This is a genomic window from Winogradskyella sp. HaHa_3_26, from assembly GCF_019278425.1.
GTDB classification, from domain to species: domain Bacteria; phylum Bacteroidota; class Bacteroidia; order Flavobacteriales; family Flavobacteriaceae; genus Winogradskyella; species Winogradskyella undariae.
The window spans coordinates 2,035,257-2,047,500 of the sequence record NZ_CP058981.1 but is presented as its reverse complement, the minus strand read 5'-3'; the positions used below and the strand labels follow the sequence as shown (position 1 = coordinate 2,047,500).

Annotated in this window: 11 protein-coding genes; 7 read left to right on the top strand and 4 right to left on the bottom strand. The window is 32.3% G+C overall.

From position 1 onward, the window contains the following. Positions 1 to 8 precede the first annotated feature (8 nt). Together rseP and H0I32_RS08855 are read right to left on the bottom strand one after the other, a co-directional pair. The gene (rseP, locus tag H0I32_RS08860) at positions 9 to 1,355 is read right to left on the bottom strand and encodes an RIP metalloprotease RseP (RefSeq protein WP_173587761.1); all 1,347 of its coding nucleotides are present in this window, start codon (positions 1,353 to 1,355) and stop codon (positions 9 to 11) included. A gap of 96 nt (positions 1,356 to 1,451) precedes the next feature. Next, positions 1,452 to 3,386: a M1 family aminopeptidase gene (locus tag H0I32_RS08855; RefSeq protein WP_179314091.1), complete on the bottom strand. Its 1,935-nt coding sequence runs from the start codon at positions 3,384 to 3,386 to the stop codon at positions 1,452 to 1,454. Between the two features lie 85 nt (positions 3,387 to 3,471). On the opposite strand from H0I32_RS08855, the gene H0I32_RS08850 reads away from it, so the two are divergent. From H0I32_RS08850 to H0I32_RS08835, 4 genes are all read left to right on the top strand, one after another. Continuing rightward, positions 3,472 to 4,152 (top strand): SCO family protein, encoded by a 681-nt coding sequence (locus H0I32_RS08850; protein ID WP_179314092.1) that lies wholly within the window; start codon positions 3,472 to 3,474, stop codon positions 4,150 to 4,152. Between the two features lie 98 nt (positions 4,153 to 4,250). Then, complete coding sequence (locus tag H0I32_RS08845; RefSeq protein WP_179314093.1) at positions 4,251 to 4,478, top strand: ferrous iron transport protein A; 228 nt, start codon at positions 4,251 to 4,253, stop codon at positions 4,476 to 4,478. Next, a complete protein-coding gene (gene feoB / locus H0I32_RS08840) occupies positions 4,471 to 6,570 on the top strand; it encodes a ferrous iron transport protein B (protein ID WP_179314094.1) in 2,100 nt (699 codons plus the stop codon). The genes H0I32_RS08845 and feoB overlap by 8 nt, the downstream gene beginning before the upstream one ends. A gap of 43 nt (positions 6,571 to 6,613) precedes the next feature. After that, positions 6,614 to 6,754 carry a FeoB-associated Cys-rich membrane protein gene (locus H0I32_RS08835; RefSeq protein WP_173587756.1) on the top strand — a complete coding sequence of 47 codons (141 nt, stop codon included), beginning with the start codon at positions 6,614 to 6,616 and terminating at the stop codon, positions 6,752 to 6,754. 273 nt (positions 6,755 to 7,027) lie between these two features. Here the strand turns inward: H0I32_RS08835 and H0I32_RS08830 are convergent, their stop codons facing one another. Together H0I32_RS08830 and H0I32_RS08825 are read right to left on the bottom strand one after the other, a co-directional pair. Further along, positions 7,028 to 7,837: a DUF6503 family protein gene (locus H0I32_RS08830; protein WP_246293621.1), complete on the bottom strand. Its 810-nt coding sequence runs from the start codon at positions 7,835 to 7,837 to the stop codon at positions 7,028 to 7,030. 109 nt (positions 7,838 to 7,946) lie between these two features. Then, a complete protein-coding gene (locus H0I32_RS08825) occupies positions 7,947 to 8,600 on the bottom strand; it encodes a metal-dependent transcriptional regulator (protein ID WP_173587755.1) in 654 nt (217 codons plus the stop codon). Between the two features lie 101 nt (positions 8,601 to 8,701). On the opposite strand from H0I32_RS08825, the gene H0I32_RS08820 reads away from it, so the two are divergent. The 3 genes from H0I32_RS08820 (at position 8,702) to H0I32_RS08810 (ending at position 12,215) form a co-directional block, all read left to right on the top strand. After that, a complete protein-coding gene (locus tag H0I32_RS08820; RefSeq protein WP_179314095.1) occupies positions 8,702 to 11,056 on the top strand; it encodes a TonB-dependent receptor in 2,355 nt (784 codons plus the stop codon). Between the two features lie 12 nt (positions 11,057 to 11,068). Next, complete coding sequence (locus tag H0I32_RS08815; protein WP_173587753.1) at positions 11,069 to 11,539, top strand: thioredoxin family protein; 471 nt, start codon at positions 11,069 to 11,071, stop codon at positions 11,537 to 11,539. A gap of 232 nt (positions 11,540 to 11,771) precedes the next feature. Then, positions 11,772 to 12,215 (top strand): tetratricopeptide repeat protein, encoded by a 444-nt coding sequence (locus tag H0I32_RS08810; RefSeq protein WP_179314096.1) that lies wholly within the window; start codon positions 11,772 to 11,774, stop codon positions 12,213 to 12,215. Positions 12,216 to 12,244: the final 29 nt, after the last annotated feature.

Here is a 12,244-nt window from a genome sequence, read left to right as displayed (position 1 = left end):
TTCAAAATTTAATTGCTGAATGCCTTAAAGATGTCATTTCCATTAGCAAACAACACTAAGGCAATTAAAATAAAGAAGCCTACCATTTGTGCACGCTCTAAAAATTTCTCACTTGGCTTACGTCCAGAAATCATTTCATATAGTAAAAAGACTACGTGACCACCATCTAAAGCAGGAATTGGTAATAAATTAAGTATCGCCAGCATAATTGATAAAAATGCTGTTAAACCCCAAAAATAAGACCAGCTCCATGCGCTTGGAAATTGATCGTAAATAGCTTTAAATCCACCTAAACCCTTATAAGCACCTGTACTTGGATTTGTAATTGCAGCTAATTGATCAAAATAATTAGTAATCGTCTTTGTGAATTTACGTCCACCTGCAGAAAAGCTTTCTCCAAAAGAGTATTCCTTTCTTGTAATTTCTAAATACCCTAGCTCATCAAAACGGCTGTAGTTATTTGTCCAAGGACGAATACCAAACTTACCTTCTTCGTCTAATGTTAATTCTTCTTTTACTATACTATTATCGTCTTTAAGAACTTCGACTGTAACTTTTTGATTTTTTAAGTCTTTAGTAAGCGCTTCAACTTGATCAAAATATTTAATCTCCTTACCATTTACACTCTTAATGATATCACCCATTTTTAAATCCTTCTTAGCATTTAAAGAAGAATCTGCAACTTCACCTATCATAAAAGGCACACGGTATTCAAAATTGAATTTACTTTTACTAGAAGAATATTGTCCTAAAAAGTCTTCAGGCAAATGAATATCTTTCTTTTCACCAGCTCTTTCGATAGTTATGGTTTCTGCACTAATAAGATTAAACCCAACATCCGAATCATTAACAACAGGTATATTATTAATAGACAAAATCTTATCTCCAGTCTTAAAACCGATATCTAATAACGTAGGGTTATCTATCCAATAACCATCTTTTAAACTGTCTACTTTTACATCCGAATCACCGTAAGTAAATGAAACTGCCACATAAATAACATAGGCCAATATAAAATTCACCGTAACACCACCAAGCATAATAATAAGACGTTGCCAAGTTGGCTTAGAACGAAACTCCCACGGTTGTGGTGGTAAAGCCATTTGTTCTTTATCCATACTTTCGTCAATCATACCCGCAATCTTAACATAACCACCAAGCGGCAACCAACCAATACCATATTCGGTATCTCCTATTTTCTTTTTAAAGAGTGAAAACTTTACATCAAAAAAGAGGTAAAATTTTTCAACTTTAGTTTTAAAAAGCTTTGCTGGTATAAAGTGTCCAAGCTCGTGTAAAACAATCAGCAAGGATAAACTAAGTAAAAATTGAGATATTTTTATAACAAATTCCATGTACTATTTTTCAAATTTCGATTTGCAAAAGTAAGGTTTTTATATGAAATGATATATTACTTAACAATTGGTAATATATTAAAATTCAGACCTACACTAATTTTTTATAATTCGTTTATTGATGATTTGATCATCTGTTTGAAATTGAACAAATAATAACCCCGAAGACAACGCCGTTAAATCTACTTGAGGACTCCAATTTTGTTCGAGTAACAATTGCCCTAAACTATTATATATTTTTATACTATTTATAGTAGTCTGCTCTGGTTTTTCAATATGAATTAAAGAGGTTGTAGGATTTGGATACAGGGTTATTTCTGTATTAAAATCATAATCATCAGTACCTAAAGTTACCGTATTGTTTTTTGAAATTAAATGATAATCGGGATCAAATAACACCTCATCTACTGTAAAATCAACAGTTTCTAAAAACTCTTCATTATTAATTGTATGATCTAAAACGACGTCTATACTTTCTCCCAAACTCCCTAAAATCCTAATAGATACTCCGGCTTCGAAAAAAGAAACAGATTCATCACTTTGAGTTTGCGCTAACGTAAGCTGTAACTGATTTCCATTTTGGCTCCAGTTAACCTCATAACTTGGATAGCCTTCATTATAAACCCAATCATCGAAAAACTCACCTAAATCTTCACCTGTAGATAATTCCATTGCAGTAATAAAATCATCCGTTTTAGCATAATCATAAGCTAATGTTGGTGTCGTTAAATAATCTTGTAAACCCTGATAAAAATCGGTGTCTCCTAATTTTTTTCGTAATTGATGTAGCACCATCGCTCCCTTATTATAACTTAAACGACTGCTAAAAATTCGACTTATACTCGTTGTATCTTGATCGGTAAGATAAACAGCACCTCCAGGTTGAGAGGTAATACTAGAAACGGTTTGTTGTCTCCAAGATTTAAAAGTTTCTTCACCATCTAAATCTTCAATAACTAAACCAGCTAAATAGGTTGCAAAACCTTCGTTAAGCCAAATATCTTTCCAACTACCACAGGTAATTTTATTACCAAACCATTGGTGCGCTAATTCATGTGCAATAAGACTTCTACTAAACGACCCCATAAAAGAAACGGTTGTATGCTCCATACCGCCTCCCCAACCAAATTGGGCATGTCCATATTTTTCGTCTGCATAAGGATATTCTTCAAATTTATTAGTGAAAAAATTCATGATATCTACAGTAACTTCTGTACTAGCTTGTGCACTTGTTAGGTTTTCTGGATATACATAGTTGACGATATCAAAAGGATTTCCATCATTAGGAACCTGATGCGAATACACCTCATAATTAGTAACTGCAATAGCAATTAAATATGCAGGAATGGGGTGACTATGTTTAAAATGTGTTGTTTTTTCTGAACCAATTATGGTCTGACTCTGTTCTAAGCCATTAGAAACGGCAACATAACTTTCGCTTGAAGGATTAAGCTCTGGCGTTGTAATATAAACATCAATCTCATCTATTTTATCTATTAAATCTTGCTTACAAGGCCACCAACCTTTAGCACCGTAAGGTTCAGAAAGTGTCCAAATAATAGGATCTCCATTATGTGTGGTTTGCTCAAAAGAATCAAACCCCGAACTTACAGGATTACCGGAATAACTTACAGTTAACGAGTCTAAAACTCCTAAATTTTGTATAACTGGTAATGTAATCACCAACTCGTCATCTGTATTTTGAGTAAAACTTAAAGCTGTTCCTCTTTGTAAAACTTGAGAAACAATCATATTATCAGCCAAATCAAAAGTGATTTCAGACACGTCTTCTTTAGCTTCGAAATAAGTGGTTACATCTCCAGAAATTGATGCTACAGACGGATCTATATCGAACTCTAATCGGTGATATTTTACATCATAATTTCCTGTATTAGTATTCTGACTGCTTAGAATTTGATTCATAGCTGATTTAGCTTCCACATCACGAATTTCATTTAATGTATCATGAAAATCTTGAGCACCTATTTGTAGTGCGAATGCCAGGATTAAGCACCCCAAAAATTGTTTCATAGCAATGGTTTTTATTGTTAAAAATAAAGCTTTTATTGAGATACAGTCGTATTTTTGTATGACAACTATCTTTAATACATACATAATGTCATTTCTTGCGTTCTTTAAAGGCTATAAAAAATTTGGAATCTTTTTTTCTGTACTTTCAATTATTATCCTTGTAATTATCTATAATATTCTTAATGTAAAACAAAATTTACCCATTTATCAACCAGGAATGGTGAGTGAAGAATTAGTAGATAGCACAATTCAATATCAATTAAAATATCACAAAATTGCTGACTTTAGTTTAACCAACCAAAACGGAAAAACGATAACACAAGACGATTACAAAGACAAGATCTATGTCGCTGATTTCTTTTTCACAACATGCCAAACCATTTGCCCAATAATGACAGGCCATATGGCTGAAGTACAAAAAGCAATTATGGGTGACGATGATGTAATGCTGCTTTCACATTCTGTAACACCTGAAATTGATAGTGTTGCCCAATTAAAAAAATACGCTTTAGAAAAAGGTGTTAATGACCAAAAATGGAACCTTGTAACTGGTGATAAAAAACAAATCTACGAACTGGCTAGAAAAAGCTACTTAGCAGTTAAGACAGACGGTAATGGTGATCAATATGATATGATACATACCGAAAACTTTATACTTGTTGACAAAAAACGTCAAATTAGAGGTTTTTACGACGGTACTAAACCTGAAGATATAAAGCGCCTTATAGAAGACATAGAAACTTTAAGGTATTTTGATAAGCAGTAAGAAATGGATAAAGCCGTTAAATATTCCTTATCTAGCTTCTTACACTAATAAATTTCTCTTACTTTTGCTTCTTTAAAACAATTCTAAATAAGCAAAGGTTGACATTAGCAGAATTAAAACGCGGACAACAAGGCATCATTACAGATGTGTCTTCTATTCATATTCCATTAAAACTTCTTGAAATGGGATGTTTACCTGGGAATACGGTAGAGCTTGTACAAGTCGCACCTTTTGCAGACCCATTGTACCTAAATATAAATGGTACACATTTAGCTATTAGAAAAGAAACTGCTATTCATATTATAATTGAAACTGCGCATGAGTAAGCAAATTAATGTTGCTTTAATAGGAAACCCAAACACAGGGAAAACTTCTGTTTTTAACGCCCTAACCGGTTTAAATCAAAAAGTAGGAAACTACCCAGGTATTACAGTTGAAAAGAAAGAAGGTATTTGTAAACTTCCTAGAGGCGTAAAAGCACATATTATTGACCTACCCGGAACCTATAGCTTAAACGCTTCTTCATTAGATGAAAATGTTGTTATAGAATTACTTCTAAATAAAAATGGCAAAGATTATCCTGATGTTGCCATTGTTGTTAGTGATGTTGAAAACCTAAAACGTAACCTTTTACTATTTACACAAATTAAAGATTTAGAGATCCCAACAATTTTGGTGATTAATATGTCTGATAGAATGGCTTACAAAGGTATTTCTTTAGATATCGCACATTTAGAAAGAGAACTTAAAACAAAAATTGCCTTAGTCAGCACCCGAAAAAATAAAGGTATAGAGCAGATTAGAGAACTAATTATAAAACATAAAGAACTCTCTGTAGAGCCTTGTTTAAATTCGTCAACCATAGACGAATCCTATTTTGATAATTTAAAAAAAGCATTCCCAAACCAATTATTATATAAACTTTGGTTGGTTATTACGCAAGATGTCAATTTTGGTAAAACAGACCGAAAAAATTACGAAGCTGTTGAGGATTTTAAAACAAAATCTAAAACAGATTTAAAACGCCTTCAACAAAAAGAAACAATAAAGCGTTACCAATTTATAAACGAAACGCTTAAAAAAGGACAAACTATTGACCTTAAGTCGGCAAAAGATTTACGTATAAAATTAGACCGAATATTAACCCATAAAGTTTGGGGATATTTAATTTTTGGACTCATTTTATTATTAATGTTTCAAGCTATTTATGATTGGTCTAGTGTACCAATGGATTTTATAGATAGTTCTTTTGCATCTTTAAGCGAATGGGTCAAAGAAACTTTACCAGAAGGCGCTTTCACTAATTTACTAGCAGAAGGAATCATTTCTGGACTTGGAGGAATCGTTATTTTCATTCCACAAATTGCATTTTTGTTCTTGTTTATTTCTATTCTAGAAGAAAGTGGTTACATGAGTCGTGTGGTCTTTTTAATGGATAGAATTATGCGCCGCTTTGGACTTAGTGGAAAAAGTGTAGTGCCCTTAATTTCTGGTACTGCTTGCGCTATTCCGGCTATTATGGCAACACGTAATATTGAAAGTTGGAAAGAACGCTTAATCACCATATTAGTCACACCTTTTACAACCTGTTCCGCTAGGTTACCTGTATACCTTATTATTATTGCTTTGGTAATTCCTGAAGGTCGAATTTTAGGTTTAAGCTACCAAGCATTAACATTAATGCTATTATACCTTATCGGTTTCGGAACTGCAGTTGGTTCAGCTTGGATACTAAACAAGATAATGGGATTAAAAAGCAAGAGCTTCTTTGTTGTAGAAATGCCAAATTATAAGTTACCATTATTTAAAAATGTAGCACTAACAGTTTTAGAAAAAACAAAAGCTTTTGTATTTGGTGCTGGTAAAATCATTTTAGCCATCTCAATTGTACTTTGGTTTTTAGCATCTTACGGACCTGGAGATAATTTTAATAATGCAGAAAGTATTATTACAGAAAAATATGCTTCTGAGAATTTAACGAAAGAAGAATTACATCAAAAAATAGAATCTCAGAAATTAGAACATTCCTATATCGGAATTGCAGGTCATGCTATAGAACCTGCAATAAGACCTTTAGGTTACGACTGGAAAATTGGTATTGCCATTGTTAGTTCTTTTGCTGCTCGTGAAGTATTTGTAGGAACTCTAGCAACTATATATAGTGTTGGTAGTGACGAAGAAGAAACCATTAAAAATAGAATGGCAGGAGAAGTAAACCCTATTTTAGGTGGACCTTTATTTAACTTTGCTTCTGGTATTTCATTATTACTATTTTACGCTTTTGCTATGCAATGTATGAGTACACTTGCTATTGTAAAACGAGAAACTAACTCTTGGAAATGGCCTATTTATCAATTAGTAATCATGAGTACTTTTGCTTATATTGTAGCTCTAGTGGCTTACCAAGTCTTAATTTAAAGAAGTAATAGTATAAAACGTAAAACTTTTAAAAAAGAAATATATGAACACTATTATCCAAAACACACTAGCATTTTCCGCTGTAGGATTAGCAGTGCTCTTTTTAGCAAAAAAGTACGTATTGCCTACTAAGAAAAAATCGAATAAAGCCTGTGGAGGTGATGATGGTTGTGGATGCCACTAAAAAATCCCTTTAAAAAAAAGGGATTTAATATCAATTAGAATTTGTCTATAATATTTATTTTAATAGCTTACTTCTTCGATTACAAAGAAAACAAAGCAACTTTTTCAAAAGATTTTATTAGTAGTCTAATTCTATGTATTTGCTTATGCTTTTCCGCAATAGCGTTTGTTACTTTTTTTAACCTCACCATTATACATGGCATCTTTTATATAGGCATAGAGATTATCTTAATCTTTGTAATAAAAGCTTTAATTCAGAACAAGTAAATTATTATTACTTCTCAATAAAACCTTCTGGAATCGTAAATGTATCAGCTTCTGGAGTTACAAATTTTATATTTTTTAACGTTGCTTCACCTATCACTTTTCCTAAACCACCATCTTTAGTCCATTCATAAAATTCCCAATTGTGAGCAAATGGAATTCCATCTATGGTTTTAAAATTAGAATACCCTATAGCGTGTGGATCAGATTCCGCAGCTTCTTTAGATTTATTAACGGTAACGATATAAGCAACATATTCCACCATATGTGTTTCAGGATCGCTATAAACAACATACCAATCATCAGGAGCATCACCCGTATTAGCTTCAAAACTTAAATGTTGTGTATCATACATTTTATTATTAAGCTCAGAAGTTTCTAGTTCAGACCAAATTGTTCCTTGGTCACTTAATTTATTTTGAAACAGTAAGAAATACATCCAAGTATAAGCATCAAAACGAGCTGCTTTATCATTTTTTAAATCTGATGAATGAAATACTTTATCACCATCATAATATATAAACGAACCATCCTTTAATTCTATTTTACCTTTTGTAGAATTTGTTAGATAAGTCATTTTTGCATCTAAACGCTCTTGACCTCCAAAGCTAATTACCATATCTAACTCAATAGCTTCTTTAGATAAAAACGCCTCATTATTGTAAGCTTTTTCAATAGTTTCTATAGGTGACATTGGCATCTCATCTATTATCAGTTCAGGCACTTCAACTTCCTTATCTTGTTTGTTTTCATTTTTACAACTTACAGTAAGTAGTAAAATGAATAAACAAAAAACACACGATCTCAACATATTTGACATAAAAATAGATTTTAAAATTAAAAATTCCCTTATTAATTAGGGCGTAAGATAAGCACTAACAATTAGACCTCAATATTTTAATGGAATTTTTAGCTTTAAAAAATGAATACTATACCTTTTTTAAATAAAGATTTTTTGCTACGCTTTGAGAAACGACAATTTCAGAATCCTCTATCTCTAACTTTATAGAATTATCAAAAGGCTCTTTGTGCAAAATCTTAATTATAGTACCTAACCCAATACTATTACTGTCTAAATATTTTAAAAATTCAGAAGACGTATCATCTACACCTATACATTTATAAGTAAACCCGATTTCAGCTTTAGCTAAAATAATTTTTTCAACAGTTTTAAAATTACCGTCTTTATCCGGTATAGGATCACCATGCGGATCGTAAATAGGAAATTCTAAAAACGCATCTAATTCGTTAACTAATTTATCAGAATTAATGTGCTCTAAATGTTCTGCAACTTCATGAACCTCATCCCATGAGAAATTTAATTTCTCCACCAGAAACACTTCCCATAAACGATGACGGCGTATCACTTTTACAGCATAATCACGACCTGCTTTAGAAAGTGTTGCGCCTTGATAAGGTACATGTGTAACCATCTTTTTTTCAGCCAACTTTTTAACCATATCAGTTGCTGATGATGCTTTTGTATTCATTTCCTCAGCAAGCGCATTGGTAGAAACACCTTTTTTAAATTGTTGCTCTAAATGGTAAATGGCTTTTAGATAATTCTCTTCTGCTAAAGTCACAAGTTTTTAATTTATGCAAAGATATATTTTTTTTATTAAAAACATATTTTTAGATTTGCCTAAATTATAATTCAATCAAGTCTAAATAATAATTTAACTATATGAAATATTTTACCCTCATTAGCTTATTAATGGTCACATTGATTTCCGCTCAAAATGACAAAACCACAATTTCGGGCCAGGTAACAATTGAAGGAGCCCCTGTCCCATATGCTAGTATTTATGTTAAAAACGGAACAAAAGGCACAGATACTAACGAAAATGGAGATTATAACCTAACCCTTGCCTCTGGAGAAATTATATTAATAGTGAAATCGCAAGGTTACAGAACACAAGAAACACCATTAACCTTAACCCCTGGAGTTAACCAAATCATTAATTTTGAAATGATTGAAGATGTACTTGGCTTGGATCAAGTTGTAGTCAGCGCCACAAGAAACAGAATTAGCAAAAAAGAAGCACCTGTAATTGTAAAAGTACTAAGTCCCAAACTCTTTAATGCCACACAATCTGTATCCTTAGCAGATGGTTTAAATTATCAACCTGGAGTACGATTAGAAACCAATTGCCAAAATTGTGGTTTTACACAGGTACGTATGAATGGTTTACAAGGACAATACACACAGATTCTAGTCAATAGCCGCCCTGTATTTAGTGCTTTAAATGGTGTTTATGGATTAGAACAAATACCCGTTAGCATGATAGACCGTGTCGAAGTTGTGCGTAGCGGTGGTTCTGCCCTTTTTGGATCTAATGCAATAGCAGGAACTATAAACGTGATTACTAAAGAACCTGTAAATGATAGCTGGGAAATTAGTACAAACCTAGGATTAATAGATGGAAAAACAGCAGACCGTACCGTTAATATTAATGGATCTGTTGTTAGTGAAGATTTAAAAAGTGGGGTTACCGTTTACGGTATATTCCGTGATCGTGACGCCTACGATGCAAACAACGATGGTTTTAGTGAAATTACAGAATTAAAAAACAACTCTTTAGGATTAAAAACTTTTTTAAGACCAAATGACAATAGTAAAATTGGGTTAGATTTTACCGCCATTAGAGAATACAGACGTGGTGGAAATAAATTAGAATTATCACCTCAATTTAGTGACATTACAGAAGAACTTGATCATAATACCGTTTTTACAGGTTTAGATTATGAACTTTTTAATGATGACCACACCAACACCTTAAGTGTTTATACTTCTTTACAGCACACAGATAGAGGAAGCTATTATGGTGGATTAGGGGGCGGAAGAACTGCTGAAGATTCTATCGCTGCAAATAATGCATTTGGAAACACTAAAGATTTAGCTTTTGTTGCAGGAGCTAAATTTAATCATGAATTTAAAAACAATGATATCGTAACAGCGGGTATAGAATACCAATTAAATGACACTAATGATGCTATTATTGGCTACAACCGTCTTGTAGATCAAAAGGTAAATAGCATAGGTGTTTATGGGCAATACGAATGGAAACCAATAGAGAGATTTTCTGCACTTATCGGCGTACGTTTAGATAATGTAAACGTGGATGGCTATTATACTATTCAAGACATAGAGAGCTCTTCAGATGTTTCAGAAACAGTAATAAGTCCAAGACTAACCTTATTATATAACCTAACAGACGAACTAAAATTCAGAGGTGGTTATGCTAGAGGATTTAGAGCACCACAAGCCTTTAATGAAGATTTACACATCTCTTCTGTCGGGGGAGAACAACGTTTTGTTATATTATCTAACAATCTAGAAAGTGAGTTTTCAAATGCCTATACAGCTTCATTTGATTACACAAAGGATTTCAACAAAACACAAACTAATTTATTGGTTGAAGGGTTTTACACCACATTAAAAAATCCATTTACAATTGTAAGTACAGGTACCCCATTATCTAACGGCTCTATTTTAGAAGAAACTCGTAATGGTTCTGGTGCTTATGTTACAGGTGCTAATATTGAACTAAGTGTTTCACCAAGTTCAGATTTATTTTTCCAAGCAGGTTTAACCGTACAAAAGTCAATATTTAAAGAAGATCAACTACTATTTGAATCTGATGGTTCTATACCAGGAGAACAAGATGTTTTATTAGATGAATTTGTAAGATCACCAAATACTTATGGTTTCTTAACTTCTAGCTGGGAAGTTAGCGATGCTTTTAAACTAGACGTTACAGGAAGCTATACTGGTTCTATGATTGTTCCTCTTGTTGTTAGTGATTCTGGTTTTGTAGACCTAATAGATACAGAATCGTTTTTTGACATGACTACAAAACTAACCTACCATTTTGATCCTATTGAAAATTTTCACGTAGAATTAAGTGGAGGTGTTCAAAATATTTTTGACAGTTACCAAAGTGATTTTGATACCGGAGCAGGAAGAGATTCAACCTATGTTTACGGACCTAACCGACCACGTACTTTCTTTATTGGTCTTAAGTTTGGAGACTTTTAAAACCTTATCATTATGAAATACATTTTTTATACACTAACCTTATTTCTAATACCACAAATCCTCTTATCTCAAAGTGATGTAGAGATCCATTGGAAAACATGGACAGAACTAGAAAAAGCAGTAGAAAAAGAACCAAAACCTGTATTTGTTTATTTTAATGCAGAATGGTGTGTCTATTGCAAAAAGTTAGATAGAGAAGTCTTTACCAAACAAGCGGTTATTAAAAAAATGAATAGCGATTATTATGCCGTAAAGATGAATGCTGAATCTTTAGACACTATTGTATTTGATGGCGTAACATTCACCAATAAACAAGCCATAACCAAACGTAATGGCATACACGAGCTTCCACTACTCTTAGCCTCTAGAGAAGGTGTAGAATTCACACTTCCAGCAACATTAATTTTTAATAGAGATTTTGTAATTAAACAGAAGGTATTCAATTACTACACCTCTAAGCAATTATTAAAAATGCTTAAATAATCTCATAAATAGTTTTTTACTTAAAACCATTAAAGGCATAGTAACCTTAATAAAAGTTACTATTTTTTTCATATTCTGAGAGTTAGGCAGTACCGCGATTTCATGTTAAAAAGCGGTACAGCCGTCTAACTTTTAAACAAACACCATTAAAACCCTATAATTCTACTTACTACTAAAATTTATTGAAAATTTTTAAGACCTCATTAACTATGAATTATAACAATAAAAACTCATGAGCGATATTTGTCTAAACCATATTGAAAATTATTGGAAAACAAGAACAAAGATTTCTAATCAATTATTCGAAGAAAAACAATTCGAAAAAGCGTTAATAGATTATAAAAATGCAATTTACAGATCTGAAGTTCTAAACAATCATCCTTCAAGCTGTAAAGAACTAGGCATACCGTTTGCTCAAATATATCTTGTTTCGTGTAACAACCTTATAAACACATACGAAGAGTTAGGCAATTTATCAGAGGTAGAAAAGATGCTAAAACGAAAGATCTATTTTATCTTACATTTTAAAAACTCAGAGCACACAGATAAAACAATATTACAATCCGAATTAAGTCGTGCAGCTCTAGCCTATTTAAATTTTACAGAACAAGAGGGTGGTCATAATAAAAAGCAAACACAACTATATAAAACACTTAAATCTGAAATCAGATCTTAATAATTCTATTCCTTATAAAATTGAATTTA